The following is an 18,793-nucleotide window of genomic DNA, read 5'->3' on the forward strand; positions in this document are numbered from 1 at the left end:
TATGTCTGATCTTGACCTAGTCTTTCCCTCAAGATGAACACTCGCCCCATAAGACGAGTTTCTTCACTGGCCGCGCTCGTGTTGGCGATGCTGGCGATCAGTGCCGGAACCGCGCACGCCCCCGCGACCCGCGCCGCCGCCGAGCCGGCGGGGGCGGGCCAGCGCGCGCAGGCCGCCCGGGTGGCCACGCACAGCCCGCTGTACCGGACCGGCAAGCTGGCCCGCACCGGCTGCGCGCCGGGGACGCTGGAGAAGGACGACGTCGAGGGCTACAAGCGCTTCCTGGTGAACCTCACCGGCTGCCTGAACCGCGCGTGGGGCGCGGAGTTCCGCCAGGCGAACCTCTCCTTCGCCCCGCCCGCCCTGCGTTTCGTGACCGCGCCGGTGACCACCGGGTGCGGCCCCTGGGCCACCGGCGCCGACGGCGTCTACTGCTCCGAGGACCGCACCATCTACATGCTCATCAACCAGGCCGCGCTGCGCCAGCCGTTCGCGCTGGGGGTGGCCCGGCTGCTGGCCCACGAGTACGGTCACCACGTCCAGGAGAGCGCCGGGATCTGGCACTACTACTGGACCGCCCGCTCCGCCGCGGGGGTGGCCACCCGGCTGCAGTTGTCGAGGCGGTCGGAATTGCAGGCCGAGTGCCTGTCGGCGGTCTTCATGAGCAGCATCAAGGAGAGTTTCCCCGTCGACCAGGACGAGTGGGACTACGCGGTCAACTGGTTCCGGCGCAACGGGCACAAGGGCTGGGCGCAGAACGACCACGGCAAGGGCGCCACCCAGGCGGTGTGGATGGAACGGGGTTTCGCCTCCGCCTCGCCGCTGTCGTGCAACACCTGGGCGGCGAAATCCGCCGCCGTTTCGTGAATTACCGTTCTTTGCCCCTGCTTTACCTTGATATAGGGTCCCTTGCCATGCGTAATTCCGTTAAGGCGCTGGTGTGCGGAGTGGCTCTCGCGCTCAGCGCCGGCCTCACCGGCGGCGCCGCCCAGGCCGCGAGCGCCGACCCCATCCCCAAGGTCAAGGCCCTGATCGCCAACCCCATCTACCGGGTCGGCGCCTTCCCGCTGAAGACCTGTGAGGAGGGCCGCTACTCGCGCGGCGACGTGGCCGGCGCCCAGGCGTACCTGGAAGGCCTCCTGGACTGCCTCAACACCACCTGGTCCAAGCAGTTCAAGAAGGCCGGGCTGAAGTTCAAGGAGCCCAAGTTCGCCATCGCCCAGCGGATCGGCGACCCGATCGGCCGCTGCGGCAAGATCGACAACCCGGCGATGCTCGCCGTGTACTGCCACCTCGACCAGACCTTCACCGTCCTGCTCAACCCGGACGCGCTGCTCGACCCGGACGACATGACGCTCATGGGCGTGCTGGCCCACGAGTACGGTCACCACGTGCAGAACCAGGCGGGCATCTGGAAGGCCTACGCCTACGGCAAGTACACCGACAACACCTGGTACGAGATCAGCCGCCGCACCGAGCTGCAGGCCGACTGCTGGGCGGGCGCCTTCATCGGCAGCGTGTGGCCGTCCCTGGGCCGCAGCAAGGCCGACTTCAAGGACATGGCCGAGCACGAGCTGGGCGGCACCAGCGACGCCGTCACCGGCTACGGCAACTCCCCCGACCTGATCACCGGCTCGCCCACCCACGGCCGGCTGACCAGCCAGCGCTACTGGCTCTACCGCGGCTTCACCAAGCCGGAGCCGGGCTCCTGCAACACCTGGACGGCCTCCAAGAAGCGCGTCGCCTGACGCCCTTCCCGGCCTCCCTGGTTGAACATGGGGGCGATGTCTGTGACATCGCCCCCATTTTTCGCGTTTTAATCGCATATTGATGGCGAGCCAGCACACTGCTCTCATGATGCTCCCCTTTCGTTCTGACGCTCGCCCTCAGCGCCACCGGTTCGGTCGCCCCTGCTGAAGCCGCCTACCCGATCAAGAACCGCGTCCTGACGCACAACAAGCTCTACAAGAGCGGCGACCTGCCCTCGACGGCGTGCGCCGAGCCCCCGCTGGAGTCGCAGAACCTCACCCAGGCGAAGGCGTACTCCCGCAAGGTGTTCGACTGCCTGGGCCGTACCTGGGGCGCGCACTTCAAGGCCGCCGGCATCCGGTTCACGCGGCCCACCATCGGCTTCATCACCAAGCCCAAGCGTTTCTGCGGCAGCAAGTGGGGCGACGCCGGCGCCGCCTACTGCCACGAGAGCGACCACTTCGTGGTGCTGCTGGACAAGAACGCCTTGGAAGACCCGTCCGACCTCTACCTCATGCACCTCATCGGCCACGAGTACGGCCACCACCTCCAGGACCTGGCCGGGATCACCAAGGCCTGGCAGTACATCCCCTACCGCCACCGCAAGGAGGAACTGGAGCAGTGGCGGCGGCTCGAGCTGCAGGCCGACTGTCTCGGCGCCGCCTTCATCGGCAGCATCTGGGACTCCCTCGACCGCTCGGCCGCCGACTGGGACTACCTCCTGGACATCATGCGCGAGAGCGGCGACGAGAACAGCAAGGTCAAGGACCACGGCAAGGGCCGGAGCAGGGCCTACTGGGTCTCCCGCGGCTTCCGCGCGGCCGACCCGGGGGCGTGCAACACCTTCACCGCCCCCTCCAGCCGCGTCGCCTGACCTCCGGACGGGCGGGCGGCGGCTCCGGTCGCCACCCGTCCGGTACGGCTAGCGCAGCACGCTCTGCCCCACCAGGGCCAGGGCCGAGACCGCGGCGACGACCAGCACCGCCGCGCGCACCCGCCCGCCGTCGAGGTAGCGGCGCAGCGGCCCCGAGACCAGAAACCCGACGATCATGAACGGGACCAGTGACAGCCCCGCCACCACCGCCTCGCGGGGCAGCCGGTCCACCGCCCACAGCAGCACGAGCGACTGCGCGGCGCTCAGGCAGAAGAAGGCGGCCAGCGTCGCCCGGATCTGCGGGCCCTTGGCCGACTGGTAGACCAGCGCGATCGGCGGCCCGCCGATGCCGGTCGCGGTGCCGGTGATCCCCGAGAGGAATCCGGCGGCGGTCAGGGTGGCGCCGTTGCGCGGCACCGAGAGCGACCGGGCGGTCAGCACGACCGCGATCAGCACCATCACGCCGACCAGCACGCCGAGCGTCTGAGCGGAGACGTAGACCACGATCAGCGCGCCGATCGCGCTGCCGGGCAGCCGGCCGAGCAGGGCCCAGCCGAGGCCGCGCCAGTCGATCCTGCGCCACTCGGCGGCCAGGGTGAACAGCGGCAGGGTGACGTTGACGATCTGGATCGCGCCCGGCATCAGCCCCGGGTCCAGCATCGTCACCACCGGCGCGGCCACCAGGCCCAGCCCGAATCCGACGCCGCCTTGGACGATCGCCCCGACCAGCACTGCCAAACCCGCTGCAATCAGGACAAACGACTCCATGTCCCGCGAGCCTAGTCCGCCCGCCCCACCCGACGATCGCGCGGGGCCCTGTCCGGCCGGGGCTGCCGTCGCGGGGGAAAGGTCCGATAGGCTCCCCGCCGTGCTTCGCCGACTCCCCCTGCTGGCCGCGGCCGGCTCCCTCGTCGTCCTCCTGCCCGCCGGGCCCGCCGCGGCCGCCCGGGACCCGCTGGCCGGGAAACCGCCCGCCACGGCCTGCCGTACGCCCGCCTTGACGCAGGGCGGCGTCACCGAGGCGGAGCCGTACGCGCGGGCGGTCTTGAAGTGCCTGGAACGCGCGTGGTCGGCCCATTTCAAGCGGGCGGGCGCGAGCTTCGCCCGGCCGAAGGTGCTCTACCTGGCCGAGCCGCGCTCGGAGATCTGCGGCGGCGCGTGGCCCGAGGGCGCCTGGGCCTTCTACTGCATCAAGCCGCGCACCCTGGTGCTGCCGCTGTTCGGCCCGTGGATCGAGGGCCGCGAGGACCTGTTCCCGCTCAAGGTCATGGCCCACGAGTACGGTCACCACCTCCAGCGGCTCGCCGGCACCTGGTCCCCGGCCAGGCCGGTGGCCAAGCCCAAGGCCCTGGAGTTCCGCCGCCGTTACGAGCTGCAGGCCGACTGCCTGGCCGGGGCGTTCCTGGGCTCGGTGTGGGCGTCCACGGGCGGCACGGCCGCGGACTGGGCGGCGCTGGTCGAGGAGTCGAGCCGCGGCGACTGGCTGGACGACCAGCCCACGCACGGCTCGGGCAAGACCCGCGGCGCGTGGCTCAAGCGCGGCTTCGCGGGCGGCTCGTGCGACACGTGGAGCGCCCCCGCCGCCAAGATCACCTGATTCCGGCCCCGGACACACCGATGGCCCGGCGCGGTGCGCGCCGGGCCATCGCCGTCGGACGTGGCTACTTGGCCAGCAGCGAGCGCAGCACGTACTGCATGATGCCGCCGTGCCGGTAGTAGTCGGCCTCGCCGGGGGTGTCGATGCGCACGACCGCGTCGAACTCGACGTCACCCGCCTTGACGTGGACGGTCGAGGGGATGGTGCCGGAGTTGAGCTCCTCGACACCGGTGATGTCGAAGACCTCCTCGCCGGTCAAACCGAACGTCTCGGCGCTCTGGCCCTCGGGGTACTGCAGCGGCAGCACGCCCATGCCGATCAGGTTCGAGCGGTGGATGCGCTCGTAGGACTCGGCGATGACGGCGCGGACGCCGAGCAGCGCGGTGCCCTTGGCCGCCCAGTCACGGCTCGAACCCGAGCCGTACTCCTTGCCCGCCAGGACGACCAGCGGGGTGCCGGCGGCCTGGTAGTTGACCGAGGCGTCGTAGATGAACGACACCGGGCCCTCGCCCTGGGTGAAGTCGCGGGTGTAGCCGCCCTCGGTGCCCGGCGCGATCTGGTTGCGCAGCCGGATGTTGGCGAAGGTGCCGCGGATCATCACCTCGTGGTTGCCCCGGCGCGAGCCGTACGAGTTGAAGTCCTTGACGGCGACGCCGTTCTCCTGGAGGTACGTCGCGGCCGGGGTGCCGACCTTGATCGAACCGGCCGGGGAGATGTGGTCGGTGGTGACCGAGTCGCCCACCTTGACCAGCACGCGCGCGCCGGCGATGTCGGTCACCGGCTCCGGCTTCTCCGGCATGCCCTCGAAGTACGGGGGCTTGCGGACGTAGGTCGACTCGGCGTCCCACTCGAAGGTGTTGCCGGTCGGGATCGGCAGCGAGCGCCAGGTCTCGTCGCCCTTGAAGACGTCGGCGTAGTCGGCGGCGAACATCTCGCGGTCGATCGAGGTGCTCACGACCTCGGACACCTCCTGCGGGGAGGGCCAGATGTCCTTGAGGAAGACCGGCTCGCCGTCGGAGCCGACGCCCAGCGGCTCGTTGTCGAGGTCGATGTCCATCGTGCCGGCCAGCGCGTAGGCGACCACCAGCGGCGGCGAGGCCAGGTAGTTCATCTTCACGTCGGGGTTGATGCGGCCCTCGAAGTTGCGGTTGCCCGACAGCACCGCGGTGACCGCGAGGTCGTGCTGCTGGATGGCCGCCGAGATCTCCTCGGGCAGCGGGCCCGAGTTGCCGATGCAGGTGGTGCAGCCGTAGCCGACCAGGTTGAAGCCGATCTTGTCGAGGTACGGCTGGAGGCCGGAGCGCTCGAAGTAGCCGGTGACGACCTGGGAGCCCGGGGCGAGCGAGGTCTTGACCCACGGCTTGCGGGTCAGGCCCTTCTCCACCGCGTTGCGGGCCAGCAGCGCCGCGCCCAGCATCACGTACGGGTTGGAGGTGTTGGTGCAGCTCGTGATCGCGGCGATCGAGACGATGCCGTGGTCGATCTCCAAGCTCGTGCCGTCGGCCAGCGTCACCGGGACCGGCTTGTGCGGCCGGAAGCCGTTGGCCTGCGCGTTGGACGCGGGCGGGTCGGAGGCCGGGAAGGACTCCACGCCCTCCTCGTCGAGCGCGTCGGGCACGAAGACCTGCACGTCGCGGCGCCAGGTCTCCTTGGCGTCGGTCAGCGCGATGCGGTCCTGCGGGCGCTTCGGGCCGGCGATCGACGGCACGACGGTGCCGAGGTCGAGCTCGAGGTACTCGGAGAAGACCGGCTCGTTCGCGCTGTCCAGCCACATGCCCTGCGCCTTGGCGTAGGCCTCGACGAGGGCGATCTGCTCCTCGCTGCGGCCGGTCAGGCGCAGGTAGTCGGTGGTCTGGCCGTCGATCGGGAAGATCGCGCAGGTCGAGCCGAACTCGGGGCTCATGTTGCCGATCGTGGCGCGGTTGGCCAGCGGCACGCTGGAGACGCCCTCGCCGTAGAACTCGACGAACTTGCCGACCACGCCGTGCTTGCGCAGCATCTCGGTGACGGTCAGCACCAGGTCGGTCGCGGTCGCGCCGGCCGGGAGCTGGCCGGTCAGCTTGAAGCCGACCACCCGCGGGATGAGCATGGAGATCGGCTGGCCGAGCATCGCGGCCTCGGCCTCGATGCCGCCGACGCCCCAGCCCAGCACGCCGATGCCGTTCTCCATCGTGGTGTGGGAGTCGGTGCCGACGCAGGTGTCGGGGTAGGCCTTGCCGTCGCGGACCATGACGACGCGAGCGAGGTGCTCGATGTTGACCTGGTGCACGATGCCGGTGCCGGGCGGCACGACCTTGAACTCGTCGAAGGCCGTCTGGCCCCAGCGCAGGAACTGGTAGCGCTCGCGGTTGCGCTCGTACTCCCGCTCCACGTTGCGCTGGAAGGAGTCGGGGTGGCCGAAGTAGTCGACGATGACCGAGTGGTCGATGACCAGCTCGGCCGGGGCCAGCGGGTTGACCTTGGACGGGTCGCCGCCCAGGTCGCGCACGGCCTCGCGCATCGTCGCCAGGTCCACCACGCACGGCACGCCGGTGAAGTCCTGCATGATCACGCGAGCGGGCGTGAACTGGATCTCCACGCTCGGGGTCGCGTTCGGGTCCCACTCACCCAGCGCCCGGATGTGGTCGGCGGTGATGTTGGCGCCGTCCTCGGTGCGGAGGAGGTTCTCCAGCAGGATCTTCAGGCTGTACGGCAGGCGCGCCGAGCCCTCGACGGCGTCAAGCCGGAAAATCTCGTATGACGCATCGCCTACGCGTAGCGTGTCACGGCTGCCGAAGCTGTTCGCGGACACGGTGAATCGCCTCCTCGGTGGACCTGTGTTCAGTCAAATCCTGCCGCACCTCGGAGGGTGTTACGACGTTAGGTAACCCTAACCCGCAGGCCGCAGCGGATGTCTCGACGTCAAGATATCCCGGAAAGTATCTCGACATCAAGTTAAATGCCGCCGCCCTGGATCATGAGCAGCCCGCGCCTCTCCCCCGCCGCCCCCGCCACCTGGCCGGACACCGGCCCAGCGGCCTGCGGAGCTCATCCGGAGCGGCCGTCCCAGCGAGACCCAACCGGTCCCCAAGCCGTCCTTCCTACGGTCGGGCCATGAGATCACTCACCCGCTGGGCGGCGGCGCTCACCGCCCTCGTGCTCTCGCTCACCACGCTCACCCCGGCTCCGGCCTCGGCGAGCGTCCGGCTCCAGCTCACTCTCGAACTGCTGGTCGTCGACGACCAGAACGAGAGCGGCAACGACGAGATCGGCATCTTCTTCATCGCGCCGGTGGCGCCGGGCAAGAAGTACCTCATGTGGCCGGACGACCGCGACCGGATGAACGTCAACGCCGGCGACTGCTGGTACATCAACCTGGTCCGGGGCTGCCCGAACGGGTACACCAACAAGTCGGTGGGCGAGCAGGGCCCGCTGCCGATGTACTTCACCACCGGCGAGACCTGGACCTTCGAGATCTGGGAGGACGACGTCACCTCGTCCGACGACCTCATCCTGCGCGAGTCCTTCACCGTGGGCGAGGAGCCCTACCAGGAGCTGGTCTTCCGGGGCACCCGGAGCGGCGCGGACTACACGCTCTACGCCCGCCTGTCCTGACCGGCGCACCGCGAAGGCCGGAGGCCGGGCACGCTCAGCGCCCGGCCTCCGCTCTTCCGGGCCGCTAGATGGGGGCCAGCCGGACGAACAGCAGCCCCACGATGGCGACGGACAGCACCGGCGCCAGCACCTTGGTCTCGAACTTCTTCCCGGTCTTGATGCCGATCTTCCACGGCAGCACGAAGCGGGCGCCGAGCGGCCAGAGCACCGGGCAGCCCTTCTCCGTCATGCAGTCGCCGATCACGTGCATCAGGCAGCCCAGCCCGATGGCCAGGCCCATCCACGCGTAGCCCACGTCGAGCGAGCGGAAGACGACGTAGATGCCCGCGGTCAGGCCCACGTTCACCATCGCCGAGCCCAGCTTGTTGCCCGGGATGCCGATGCCGATGGCCCTTAACGCCAGCCCGACCATCAGCACCACCAGGATGTCGCGCCCGATCGGGTAGGTGTTGGCCAGCCAGTGCGCGCCGAATCCCATGCCGACGGCGAAGGCGAAGGAGTGCGTCATCCCGCGATGCCCGCCGGCCACCCAGTTGACGATCTTGCTCAGCAGCCAGGTGACCGGGCCGAAGGTCTGGGCGATCGTCGCGCTGGGATGGTCGAGGTCGGGCAGCATCGCGGCGCCGGCGCAGATCAACGCCCCGGCGATCAGCTCGGCCGGGGTCAGCGCGGTGGCCATGATCCCGGACTCGATGAACCGGCTCGACTCGTTCAGCAGCGGAAGTGCCGCGAGCGCCGGCGCCAGCGCTAACCAGCCGATCGCGCCGGTCATGGCGTGCGAGTGCCCCATCATGATCGGCACTCTACGACACCGGACCGACAGCCGGCGGGCCCCGCACGCCCTAGCCACAAGGCTTTCCGGTCACCTCGGGGTCACTTCCCGGCCACTCCCGAGCACTCCCCCGCGTTCGGGGCGACCCGGTGATTCCCGGACCTCCCGGACGGACCGTCTTCCGGGCAAAACAAAGACGAGGTCGTTACCGCAGCGACAGCACCCCCCAGCCCTGCCGACGCGGAACGACCTCGTCTGACTGATCCAACGGTACCGTCCCGGGTCTTGTTCCCCAATTCCGCGACTTTTTCGTGATGTAGCTCACGTTGGCCGCTTTTCGGGATCCATTCGGACACGATTGCTTGCGAACGACTGGTTAGCGATATATCTTTGAAGCATCGAGAACGATCGAAGGAGTATCACCATGAACCACACACACGCCATGGGAGGCCACTGGCCCGACCCGCGCGAACTGCGCCGGGCGGCCCGCGAGGCCGTCAGGTCCATCGCCGAGAGCTGGGAGCGCGGCGCGCCGGGGCCGCGTCCGCACCCGCACCCGCACCACGAGGGCGGCCCCCACGAGCACCGGCACCGCGGCCGGCGCGGACCCGGCCCCTTCCCGTTCGACTTCGGTCGCGGGCCCTGGGGCGGACCGGGCGGGCCGTTCGGTCCCCGCCACGGCGGCTGGGGCGGGCGGGGCCGCAAGGCCAAGCGCGGCGACGTGCGCGCCGCGATCCTCGCCCTGCTGTCGGAGGAGCCGCGCAACGGGTACCAGATCATCCAGGAGATCGCCCAGCGCAGCGAAGGCGGCTGGAAGCCCAGCCCCGGCGCCGTCTACCCGGCCCTCCAGCAACTCACCGACGAGGGCCTCGTCATCGCGGAGGAGGCCGAGGGCCGCAAGACCTTCCGCCTCACCGAGACCGGGCTGGCCTACATCGCCGAGCACGCCGACGAGGTCCGCGCGCCCTGGGACGAGATGCGGCCCGACATCGACGACAACACCGCCGACCTGTGGGACATCGCCCGCCAGTCGGCGTTCGCGATGATGCAGATCCTGCAGACCGGGTCCGAGGCCCAGATCCGCGAGGCCCGCAAGGCGCTCAGCGACACGCGGCGCAAGCTCTACCAGATCCTCGCCGACGGCGACGGCGACGAGGAGTGACCGCGGCATGAGCGGCGAGCTGCGCATCGGCGACGCCGAGCGCGACCAGGTGACGGCCGCCCTGCGCGAGCACTACGCGCAGGGCCGCCTCACTCGTGAGGAACTCGACGAACGGCTCGAACTCGCGCTCACGTCCAAGACCGCGAGCGAGCTCTCCCGCGCCACCACCGACCTCCCCGGTCCCACCTCCGGTCCCGGCGCGCGCCCCTTCCACCCCGGGCCTCCCCCGCTCCCCGGTCTCCCCGGTCTCCCCGGGTCCCCCGGCTCGTCCGGCTTCCCAGGCCTTCCCGGGCCGTGGCAGCACGCGCCGGAGCGGTTCGCCGCCTGGCGGGAGGAGGCCGAGCGCCACGGGCTGGCCTGGCCCCCCGCCGACCGGGACGCCTGGCGCGCGGCCCTGCGCGCCCACCGCCAGGAGATGCGCCGCCTCCGTCACGAGGCGCACGCCCGGCGCCGGCACACCCCCTGGCCCCACGACGCGGCCGCCTGGAGTCAGGGCGCAGGCTGGGGCGGCCCCATGAGCCGCCGTCGCGGCCGGCCGGGGTATCCGTGGGGACCCCGGCGCGGGCCGGGCCCGTTCGTGCCCCTCCTGCTCCTCGCCCTGGCCGCCGGGCTGATCTTCGGTGGGTTCGGGGTGCTCAAGGTCCTGCTGGCGCTGTGGATCGGCTCGATGGTCTTCCACACCGTCCGCCGGGTACGGCAGGCCAGGTCCTAACGGCCGCGGGCCAGCTCGACCTGCTTCCTGAGCAGCCGGAGCTGGTCCGCGATCCCCTCCAGCCGCCAGTGCGCGTTGAGCCCGCTGGGGTTGGGCAGCACCCACACCTTCGCCCCGCCGACCTGCACGTCCTGGGGCCCGATCGCCGCCTTGGGCCGGGCGAAAGCCGTACGGTACGCCGAGATCCCGAGCACGGCGAGCACCACGGGCCGGACCTCCGCCACGAGCCGCGCCAGCCGTACCCCGCCCTCGCGCAGCTCCTCGGCGGTCAGCTCGGCGGCGGTGGCGCTGGGCCGGGCGACGATGTTGGTGATGCCGAGCCCGAAGCCCGGCAGCAGGTGCTGCTCGGCGGGCGTGAGGCGGCGCGGGGTGAAGCCGCTGAGGTGCAGGGCGGGCCAGAAGCGGTTGCCCGGCCGGGCGAAGTGGTGCCCGGTGGCCTCGGACATCAGCCCGGGGTTGATGCCGCAGAACAGCACGTCCAGGTCGGGCCCCAGCACATCCTCGATCACCGCCCCAGCCTACGGGCCGGCCGCCGGCGTTCAGCCCATGTCTTCGAGCCTGCGGCCCTTCGTCTCCTTCACGAACTTCGTCACGAAGAGGAAGGAGAGCGCGGCGAAGATCGCGTACCCCAGGTAGGTCATCGGCAGGTTCCACTCCGACAGCCGCGGGAACGACACGGTGACCGCCCAGTTGGCCACCCACTGCGCGGCCGCCGCGACCGAGAGCGCGGCGGCGCGGATCCGGTTGGGGAACATCTCCCCCAGCAGCACCCAGACCACCACACCCCACGACAGGGCGAAGAACAGCACGAACAGGTTGGCCGCCACCAGCGCGATCGTGCCCTGCGGGTCGGGCAGCCGCACGTCGTCGCCCGTGCCGACCGCCGCGCTGAACGCCCACGCCGCCGTGCCCAGGGACAGGGCCATGCCCGCCGAGCCGATCAGCAGCAGCGGCTTGCGCCCGACCCGGTCCACCAGCGAGATCGCGATCAGCGTGCCGACGATGTTGATCGCCGCGCTGATCACGCTGATCAGCAGCGACTGGCTCTGGTCGATGCCGACCGACTGCCACAGCGACGAGGAGTAGTAGAAGATCACGTTGATGCCGACGAGCTGCTGGAAGACCGAGAGGCCGATGCCGATCCAGACGATCGGCAGCAGGCCCAGCGCCGAGCCGCGCAGGTCGCGCAGGGTCGGCGCCTTCGAGCGCAGCAGCACGCTCTGGATCTCGCGCACCTGGGCGTCGAGGTCCACGTCGCTGTTCTCGACCTTGGCCAGCACCTCGCGGGCCTCGGCGTTGCGCCCCACCGAGACCAGGAAGCGCGGGGACTCCGGGATGATCGACGCGAACAGCAGGTAGGCCAGCGCCGGGATCAGGCACGCGCCCAGCATCCACTGCCAGGCCTCCAGGCCCCACAGGACGTTGTTCACGTTCCCGCCCGCCACCTGGGCGATGCCGTAGTTGACGAGCTGCGACACCGCGATGCCCAGCACGATCGCCAGTTGCTGGAAGGAGCCCAACCGCCCGCGGTAGGCCGCCGGGGCCACCTCCGCGATGTAGGCCGGGCCCAGCACCGAGGCCATGCCGATCGCCGCGCCGGCCAGCACGCGCCAGATCGCCAGGTCCCAGATCGCGAACGGCAGCATCTGCCCGATCGAGCTCACCGCGAACAGCACGGCGGCGATCTGCATCGTCCGGGTGCGGCCCCACCGGTCGGCCAGCCCGCCCGCGAACCACGCGCCGACCGCCGAGCCCAGCAACGCGATGGCGACCACGAAGCCGGTCTCGACCGCGCCCACGTCGAAGTGCTTCTGGATGCCGGTGACCGCGCCGTTGATCACCGAGCTGTCGTAGCCGAACAGGAAACCGCCCAACGCGGCCGCCGCTGCGATGAACACGACGTGCCGCAGGTGCTCCTGCCGGCCGGGCTGAGTCGTTGCCATGTAGGTCCCCCTCGCGAGGGACCTACCCGTTCGTCACTCTCTGTACGTGATCGATGACCGAACCTTGACCACACCCGGCCGCGGGTTCACAGGCGCGGGTCGACCGGCTCCGACTCCAGGGCCAGCACGCCGAAGACCGGCTCGTGGATCCGCCACAGCGGGTCGCCGTCGGCCAGGCGGGCCAGCGCCTCCAGACCCAGCGCGTGCTCGCGCAGGGCGAGCGAGCGCTTCTTGCCGAGGAAACGCCGGCGCAGCAGGTCGAGGGAGTCGGTGTAGTCGGGGCCGTAGATGATCCGCAGGTACTCGCGGCCACGAACCTTGACCCCCGGCTGCACCCGCGCGGGCGGACGCTTGGGCGGCGCGCCGTCCGGCTGAGTGCCCTCGGCGGGCTGGACGCGGCCGGTCGGCGGCTGCACGGCGGGCTTGACGACCATGCCCTCGCCGCCGCCTGCGGTGAGCTCCTCCCACCACGCGGTGGCCGCCGCCCTCGACTCGGCCGAGCCGAGGGTGACGAAACGGTGGCGGGTGGGCGTGATCAGCTCGTGGTCGAGCAGCCCGAGCGTCGACAGGTGCCAGGCGTGCGGCTCCAGCGCGCTCGCCCGCCCCTCGCACGCCAGGATCTGGAAGGGCGCCAGCCGTATCCCCTCCAGCCCGTCGACGGGCCAGCAGTAACGCGCATAGGCGTCGCGGAACAGGGCAGCGTTGTCCTGGCGACGTCGGGCGCGGTCCAGCAACCCGCCCACATCCAGGCCGCGTCCGGCTGCCGCCGTGAGCGCGGCGACCGCCTCGGGCAGCGCGGCCCCGGCGGCGGCGCCGACGGAGGCGTACTGCGTGCGGATCAGGTCGAGCGCCTTGGCCGACCAGGGCAGGAGCTCGCAGTCCAGGATCACCCAGTCGGAGTCGAGCGCCTTCCAGAGCGGCGCGACCGCCTCCCGCAGCCGCTCGACCAGAGGGCCGGTGTCGGCGAAGAAGGGCCGCCCGGTGCGGGTGTAGACCGAGCCGCTGCTGCCGTCGGTGATCCCGAAGCGCGCCGCCGCGACCTCGGGGGTCCTGGTCAGTACGGCTATCGCCCGCGAGCCCATGTGCTTCTCCTCGCACACGACCTCCGTCACCCCCGCGGCGGCGAACTCCTCGAACGCCTCGTGCGGGTGCTCCAGGTAGCCGTCGAGCGGAGAGGTCTGGGGCGGGGCCATGGTCGGCGGCAGATACAGCAGCCAGCGCGGGTCGACGGCGAACCGGCTCATGACCTCCAGCGCGGTCGCCGCGTTCACCTCCTGGATCTTGATGCGGCCGCCGTACCTGGTCTCGATGTGCCGGGTGCCCTGGACGTCGTTGATGTCCAGGGTGCCGGGGTCGCGGTAGCCGGGCGCGGACAGCGGCTTGACCGGCTCGTACCACATCTGCTCGGCGGGCACCGAGACCAGCTCGCGCTCCGGGTAGCGCAGCGCGGTGAGCTCGCCGCCGAAGACCACCCCGGTGTCGAGGCAGATCGTGTTGTTGATCCACTCCGGCTTGATCGTGGGCGTGTGCCCGTAGACGACCATCGCCCGGCCGCGGTACTCCTGCGCCCACGGGTAACGCACCGGCAGGCCGTACTCGTCGGTCTCCCCGGTCGTGTCCCCGTACAGCGCGAAGCTGCGCACGCGGCCCGACGCGCGCCCGTGGTAGGACTCCTTGAGCCCCGCGTGCGCGACGACCAGGTTGCCGCCGTCGAGCAGGTAGTGGCTGAGCAGGCCGTCCATGAAGATCCGGGCGTCCTCGACGAAGACCGGATCGGCCGCGGCGAGCTGGTCGAGCGACTCCTGCAGGCCGTGCGCGACCCGGACCTTGCGGCCGTTGAGCGCGCGCACCAGCTTCTGCTCGTGGTTGCCCGCGACGCAGATCGCCCGGCCCGCGGCGACCATGGACATCACCAGGCGCAGCACGCCCGGCGTGTCCGGTCCGCGGTCGACCAGGTCGCCGACGAACACCGCGGTGCGGCCGGCGGGGTGCGAGGCGTCGGTCCACCTGCCCTCGGCGTCGCGCACGGGCTCCCAGCCGAGCCGCTCCAGCAGCGTCTCCAGCTCCGAGCGGCAGCCGTGCACGTCACCGATGATGTCGAACGGCCCGGTGAGGTCCTTCTTGTTCGACCAGGACTTGTCGTAGCCGATCGTGGTGGCGTCGATCTGCTCCTGGCCGCGCAGGACGTGCACCTTGCGGAAGCCGTCGCGGTTGATCCGGCTGAGCGAGCGGCGCAGGTCCTTGCGCTGGCGGATCACCACGCCCGCGCCGAAGTCGCGGTCGGGCCGGGACTCGTTGCGGGCGATGGCGATCTCGTCGGAGACGTCCAGGACGATCGCCTCGGCCAGCACGTCGTGCCGCTTGGCCAGGTCGATCAGGGATTTGCGGGCCTCGTACTGCACGTTGGTGGCGTCGACCACGGTCAGCAGGCCCCTGGCCAGGCGGACGCCCACGATGTGGTGCAGCAGCTCGAACGCCTGCGGGGTGGCGCTCTGGTCGTTCTCGTCGTCGGAGACCAGGCCACGGCAGTAGTCCGAGGAGATCACCTGGGTGGGCTTGAAGTGCTTCGCGGCGAAGGTGGACTTGCCGCTGCCGGAGACTCCCACCAGGACGACCAGGGAGAGCTCGGGGACTCGGATCTCAGCCACGGGAGCCGTCCTTCGTGTCGGTGACCGTCTCGGCGTCGGCCGGGGTCAGCTTGCTGAACACCGCCATCTGGGTGGGCGGGCCCAGCTCGGGGTCCTCCTCGCCGACCGGGCGGTAGCTCACCTGGTAGCCGTACTGCGCGGCGGCCCGGCCGGCCCAGTCGCGGAACTCGGCCCGGGACCACTCGAAGCGGTGGTCCTTGTGCCGCAGGCCGACCAGGGACTCGTACCGGACGTTGTACTCGACGTTCGGGGTCGTGACGAGCACATGGCCGGGGGCGGCGTGGCCGAAGACCACACGTTCGAGCGCGGCCAGCCTGGGCGGGTCGACGTGCTCGATCACCTCCATGAGCACCGCGGCGTCGTAGCCGGTGAACCGCTTGTCGGTGTAGGTCAGCGCGGACTGGAAGAGGGTCAGGCGGGCGCGCTTGCTGTCGGGCATGCGGTCCAGGCGGAGCTTGCGGGCGGCGATCGTCAGGGCCAGGACCGAGACGTCCGTGCCGGCCACGCGGGCGAAGCGGCGGTCGGCGAGCAGGGCGCCGACCAGTTCGCCGCCGCCGCAGCCCAGGTCGAGCACGCTGCTCGCGCCCAGCTCGGCCAGCATCGCCACGACGCTCTCGCGGCGCTGGAGGCTGAGCGACTTGGGCCTGACCCCAGGCTCGGCGGACCCGTCCGCAGGCTCCGCGGACCCGCTCGCAGGCTCCGCGGACCCGTCCGAAGGCTCGGCGGCTGCGGTTTCGGAGGCGGTGGCCTCGTCCAGGGCGGTCTCGCCGGGGGCGGCGTCCTCGGCGACGGCGGGCTCCAGCGACTCCTCGGTCTCGTCGCCCAGCTCGGCCAGCCGGGCCAGCGCGGCCCGGGCCAGCGTGGGCCGGCGGCCGAGGTACCGCCGCGTGATCAGCCCCCGCTCGGGGTGCGCCCCCAGCCAGCCGCCCGCGGCCCGGATGAGCTTGTCCACCTCGTCCGGCGCGATCCAGTAGTGCTTGGCGTCGTCGAGCACCGGCAACAGCACGTACAGGTGGTTGAGCGCATCGGCCAGCCGCAGCGTCCCGCGCAGGGTCAGGGACAGGTACCGCGAGTCGCCCCACTCGGGGAACCGCTCGTCGAGCGGCACGGCGACCGCCTCCACCGCCCACCCGAGCGGCTCGAACAACCGCCGCGCCAGGTCCGCGCCGCCCCGGCAGGGCAGCGCGGGCAGGGTGAGCTCCAGGGGCAGCGCGGTGTCCGGGAGCTCGGGCTTGGCCTTGCACCGCCCGGCGCGGGCCGTGCGGAAGACGTCGCCCAGCGCGACCGCGAGCAGCGAGGAGGCGGCGTAGGGGCGGTCGTTGACGTACTGCGACAGGCTGAAGTCCGGCGAGGAGGCCCCGCGGCTGCGGACCAGCTTGACGGGGTCGACGTCCAGCAGGAGCGCGGCGGTGCAGCGTTCGTCGCCGGCCTCTGGGTAGAACACCGCGGCCGTGCCGAAGGACTGGCTGAACTCCTGCACTCTGCCGGGATGCTTGTGCAGGAGAAAGCCCAGGTCGGTGGCGGGTTTCCGGGTCGTCGAGATCGTCAGCAGCACGTCCACAGTCTGCCGCACCGGCGAGCGGTGCGGCCAACGGGTTTCCGTGCTCAGACCTGTGGGAGGACCTCCGCGGCGAGGAGTTCGAGGTGGTCCAGGTCGGCCAGGTCGAGAACCTGCAGGTAGATCCGGGACGCGCCCAGCTCCCCGAAGCGGCCGATCTTGTCCACGACCTCCGCGGGCGTGCCGGCCAGGCCGGTGGCGCGCAGGGCGTCGAGGGGCTGGCCGATGGCCGCGGCGCGGCGGTCGAGTTCGGCGGCGTCCCGGCCCACGCAGACGGTCTGGGCGGCCGAGTACTCCAGGGTGCGGCCGGCGTCGGTGGCGGCCTGCCGTACGCGGGAGAAGTGGGTGCCGGTGGTCTCCAGCGCCTGGAAGGGCACGTTGTACTCGTCGGCGTACCGGGCCGCCAGGCGCGGGGTGCGCTTGGGGCCGAAGCCGCCGATGATGAGCGGCGGGCCGCCGGGCTGGACGGGCTTCGGCAGGGCGGGCGAGTCGACCAGGCGGTAGTGGGCGCCGTCGAAGGAGTACGGCTTCTCCGCGGCCCACAGGCCCTTGATGATCTCCACCTGCTCCTCGAAGCGGGCGAACCGCTCGCCGACCGGCGGGAACGGGACGCCGTAGGAGCTGTGCTCGGTGTCGAACCAGCCCGTGCCGAAGCCGAACTCGACCCGGCCGCCGCTCATCTGGTCGACCTGCGCGACGCTGATCGCCAGCGGGCCGGGCAGCCGGAAGGTGGCCGGGGTGACCAGGGTGCCGAGGCGGATGCGCGAGGTCTCCCGGGCCAGCCCGGCGAGGGTGATCCAGGCGTCCGTGGAGCCGGGGCCCGGGTCGCCCTGGCCGATGCGCTGGTAGTGGTCGGAGCGGAAGAAGGCGTCGAATCCGAGGCGCTCGGTGGCTTGCGCGACGGCGAGCAGGTCGTCGTAGGTGGCCCCTTGCTGGGGCTCGGTGAAGATCCGCAGCTTCATGTTCCCCATTATCCGGGCGTATCACGGCAAGCCTTGCTATGGTTCCGGTCCGTAATCGGATAGCCACTAGGAGTGGCCATGGCTGAGCATCGCCGGGCTCCCGGCACCCTGCCCCGCTCGCTCGCCATCCTCGCGGGGCTGGCGCTCGCGGGGGTGACCGGGGCGGCCGTCTGGATGCTGCCGTCCCAGGCGCAGCCGGACCGGGCGGGCGCGTCCCAGGCCGGGGCGCCGCCCAGGCCCAGCGTGAGCGCGCGCTCGGGTCCCGTGCCGTTACCGTCCGGCGCGGCCGTGGCGCGGGTGCCCGGGACGTTCGTGTCCTACGTGGACACCGGGCGGACGCCCGTGCCCGACCTGCCCGGCGAGGCCCGCCGCGGCGGCGTGCGCTGGTTCATGCTCGGCCACGTCGTGGCCGGCGACGGCGGGTGCGCGCCGGTGTGGCGCGGGCGCACCGATCAGAGCGGCGTACGGCTGGCCGAGACCGTCCGGCGGCTGCGGGCCGCGGGCGGCGAGCCCCTGATCGCCTTCGGCGCCCCGCCGGAGGCCACCTCCACATCCCCCCAGACCGGCACCCGCCGCTCCCCGCAAACGCGCACCCGCCCCTCCACCGCCTCCCTCACCTCACCCGCCTCCCTCACCTCACCCGCCTCCAGCCGCGATCTGGCCGACGCCTGCGCGAAACCCCCCTTGCTGGCCAACGCCTACCGCCGGGTCCTCCAGGCGTTCACCGCCGCCCACGCCGCGTTCGAGATCCACGACACCTCCACCAGGACCACCCTCCGCCGCGCCGAAGCCCTGCGCGCACTCCAGACCGAGGCCAGAACCCAGGGCAAGCGGCTGCACGTCACCTTCACCCTCCCCCTCGACCAGGCCGGACAGGTCGTGCGCCTCACCACCCAGGCGGGCGCGACCGTGGACACGGTGAACCTGCTCGCCCCCATGGAGCCGCAGTCGGCTCCCGACGGCCGGATGCGCCGCCTGGCCGCGGACCTGCGGAAGGCGAACGCCGCGGTGGCGCTGGCGACGGGCGACGACCCGGCCCAGGCGTGGCGGCGGATCGCGGTGACGCCGGTCCTGGCCGCGCCGGGCGACCTCAGCGAGCTGGACGCGCGCAAGCTGGCGGTGTTCGCCGCGCGGTACGGCCTGGCGTGGCTCTCGGTGCGCGGAGCCGTACCATCAGGGGATATACCCGGCATTCTGGCTCGCGCCCGCGGCTAGACTGGCC

General features: G+C 71.5%; 16 protein-coding genes. 8 read left to right on the top strand and 8 right to left on the bottom strand.

What is annotated here, in order from left to right; genetic code table 11:
• Positions 1-87: 87 nt before the first annotated feature.
• The 3 genes from ACIBG7_RS27685 to ACIBG7_RS27695 all read left to right on the top strand — a co-directional run bounded on the left by ACIBG7_RS27685 (position 88) and on the right by ACIBG7_RS27695 (position 2,623).
• The gene (locus tag ACIBG7_RS27685) at positions 88-867 is read left to right on the top strand and encodes a neutral zinc metallopeptidase (RefSeq protein ID WP_357921275.1); all 780 of its coding nucleotides are present in this window, start codon (positions 88-90) and stop codon (positions 865-867) included.
• 47 nt (positions 868-914) lie between these two features.
• Positions 915-1,748 (top strand): neutral zinc metallopeptidase, encoded by an 834-nt coding sequence (locus ACIBG7_RS27690; RefSeq protein WP_357921278.1) that lies wholly within the window; start codon positions 915-917, stop codon positions 1,746-1,748.
• 260 nt (positions 1,749-2,008) lie between these two features.
• Complete coding sequence (locus ACIBG7_RS27695) at positions 2,009-2,623, top strand: neutral zinc metallopeptidase (RefSeq protein WP_397338356.1); 615 nt, start codon at positions 2,009-2,011, stop codon at positions 2,621-2,623.
• A 48-nt stretch (positions 2,624-2,671) separates the two neighbouring features.
• On the opposite strand, the gene ACIBG7_RS27700 is transcribed toward ACIBG7_RS27695, so the two are convergent.
• Positions 2,672-3,391: a sulfite exporter TauE/SafE family protein gene (locus ACIBG7_RS27700; protein WP_397338144.1), complete on the bottom strand. Its 720-nt coding sequence runs from the start codon at positions 3,389-3,391 to the stop codon at positions 2,672-2,674.
• 100 nt (positions 3,392-3,491) lie between these two features.
• On the opposite strand from ACIBG7_RS27700, the gene ACIBG7_RS27705 reads away from it, so the two are divergent.
• Positions 3,492-4,220 (top strand): neutral zinc metallopeptidase, encoded by a 729-nt coding sequence (locus ACIBG7_RS27705; protein WP_397338145.1) that lies wholly within the window; start codon positions 3,492-3,494, stop codon positions 4,218-4,220.
• Between the two features lie 64 nt (positions 4,221-4,284).
• Here ACIBG7_RS27705 and acnA read toward each other — a convergent pair whose 3' ends face one another.
• A complete protein-coding gene (gene acnA, locus ACIBG7_RS27710; protein WP_397338146.1) occupies positions 4,285-7,011 on the bottom strand; it encodes an aconitate hydratase AcnA in 2,727 nt (908 codons plus the stop codon).
• 302 nt (positions 7,012-7,313) lie between these two features.
• Here acnA and ACIBG7_RS27715 point away from each other — a divergent pair, with 302 nt between their 5' ends.
• Positions 7,314-7,814 carry a hypothetical protein gene (locus ACIBG7_RS27715; RefSeq protein WP_357921290.1) on the top strand — a complete coding sequence of 167 codons (501 nt, stop codon included), beginning with the start codon at positions 7,314-7,316 and terminating at the stop codon, positions 7,812-7,814.
• Positions 7,815-7,878: 64 nt separating this feature from the next.
• Here ACIBG7_RS27715 and ACIBG7_RS27720 read toward each other — a convergent pair whose 3' ends face one another.
• The gene (locus ACIBG7_RS27720; protein WP_397338147.1) at positions 7,879-8,607 is read right to left on the bottom strand and encodes a metal-dependent hydrolase; all 729 of its coding nucleotides are present in this window, start codon (positions 8,605-8,607) and stop codon (positions 7,879-7,881) included.
• Positions 8,608-9,010: 403 nt separating this feature from the next.
• Here ACIBG7_RS27720 and ACIBG7_RS27725 point away from each other — a divergent pair, with 403 nt between their 5' ends.
• Together ACIBG7_RS27725 and ACIBG7_RS27730 are read left to right on the top strand one after the other, a co-directional pair.
• On the top strand, positions 9,011-9,748 hold the full coding sequence (locus ACIBG7_RS27725; protein WP_397338148.1) for a PadR family transcriptional regulator: 738 nt from the start codon (positions 9,011-9,013) through the stop codon (positions 9,746-9,748).
• Positions 9,749-9,755: 7 nt separating this feature from the next.
• On the top strand, positions 9,756-10,460 hold the full coding sequence (locus ACIBG7_RS27730; RefSeq protein ID WP_397338149.1) for a DUF1707 domain-containing protein: 705 nt from the start codon (positions 9,756-9,758) through the stop codon (positions 10,458-10,460).
• Here the strand turns inward: ACIBG7_RS27730 and mug are convergent.
• The 5 genes from mug to ACIBG7_RS27755 form a co-directional block, all read right to left on the bottom strand.
• Positions 10,457-10,969 carry a G/U mismatch-specific DNA glycosylase gene (mug, locus tag ACIBG7_RS27735; protein WP_397338150.1) on the bottom strand — a complete coding sequence of 171 codons (513 nt, stop codon included), beginning with the start codon at positions 10,967-10,969 and terminating at the stop codon, positions 10,457-10,459. The genes ACIBG7_RS27730 and mug overlap by 4 nt on opposite strands.
• 30 nt (positions 10,970-10,999) lie before the next feature.
• Positions 11,000-12,403, bottom strand: a complete 1,404-nt coding sequence (locus ACIBG7_RS27740) for a sugar porter family MFS transporter (protein WP_357921304.1) — start codon at positions 12,401-12,403, stop codon at positions 11,000-11,002.
• Positions 12,404-12,489: 86 nt separating this feature from the next.
• Complete coding sequence (locus ACIBG7_RS27745; protein WP_397338151.1) at positions 12,490-15,051, bottom strand: polynucleotide kinase-phosphatase; 2,562 nt, start codon at positions 15,049-15,051, stop codon at positions 12,490-12,492.
• Positions 15,044-16,606 carry a 3' terminal RNA ribose 2'-O-methyltransferase Hen1 gene (locus ACIBG7_RS27750; RefSeq protein WP_397338152.1) on the bottom strand — a complete coding sequence of 521 codons (1,563 nt, stop codon included), beginning with the start codon at positions 16,604-16,606 and terminating at the stop codon, positions 15,044-15,046. The genes ACIBG7_RS27745 and ACIBG7_RS27750 overlap by 8 nt, the downstream gene beginning before the upstream one ends.
• Positions 16,607-16,656: 50 nt before the next feature.
• Positions 16,657-17,571 (bottom strand): LLM class F420-dependent oxidoreductase, encoded by a 915-nt coding sequence (locus ACIBG7_RS27755; RefSeq protein ID WP_357921310.1) that lies wholly within the window; start codon positions 17,569-17,571, stop codon positions 16,657-16,659.
• Between the two features lie 78 nt (positions 17,572-17,649).
• Between ACIBG7_RS27755 and ACIBG7_RS27760 the strand changes: the two genes are divergently transcribed.
• Entirely contained in the window at positions 17,650-18,786 is a 1,137-nt protein-coding gene (locus ACIBG7_RS27760) for a hypothetical protein (RefSeq protein ID WP_397338153.1), read from the top strand.
• Positions 18,787-18,793 lie beyond the last annotated feature (7 nt).

The organism is Nonomuraea sp. NPDC050328 (genome assembly GCF_044459405.1).
Classification (GTDB): domain Bacteria; phylum Actinomycetota; class Actinomycetes; order Streptosporangiales; family Streptosporangiaceae; genus Nonomuraea.

Coding starts and splice junctions, on each gene's coding strand:
- ACIBG7_RS27715 (WP_357921290.1), top strand. CDS start 7,314: ATGAGATCACTCACCCGCTGGGCGGCGGCGCTCACCGCCCTCGTGCTC.
- ACIBG7_RS27740 (WP_357921304.1), bottom strand. CDS start 12,403: ATGGCAACGACTCAGCCCGGCCGGCAGGAGCACCTGCGGCACGTCGTG.
- ACIBG7_RS27690 (WP_357921278.1), top strand. CDS start 915: ATGCGTAATTCCGTTAAGGCGCTGGTGTGCGGAGTGGCTCTCGCGCTC.
- ACIBG7_RS27730 (WP_397338149.1), top strand. CDS start 9,756: ATGAGCGGCGAGCTGCGCATCGGCGACGCCGAGCGCGACCAGGTGACG.
- ACIBG7_RS27685 (WP_357921275.1), top strand. CDS start 88: ATGCTGGCGATCAGTGCCGGAACCGCGCACGCCCCCGCGACCCGCGCC.
- ACIBG7_RS27725 (WP_397338148.1), top strand. CDS start 9,011: ATGAACCACACACACGCCATGGGAGGCCACTGGCCCGACCCGCGCGAA.
- ACIBG7_RS27760 (WP_397338153.1), top strand. CDS start 17,650: ATGGCTGAGCATCGCCGGGCTCCCGGCACCCTGCCCCGCTCGCTCGCC.
- ACIBG7_RS27755 (WP_357921310.1), bottom strand. CDS start 17,571: ATGAAGCTGCGGATCTTCACCGAGCCCCAGCAAGGGGCCACCTACGAC.
- ACIBG7_RS27720 (WP_397338147.1), bottom strand. CDS start 8,607: ATGATGGGGCACTCGCACGCCATGACCGGCGCGATCGGCTGGTTAGCG.
- ACIBG7_RS27700 (WP_397338144.1), bottom strand. CDS start 3,391: ATGGAGTCGTTTGTCCTGATTGCAGCGGGTTTGGCAGTGCTGGTCGGG.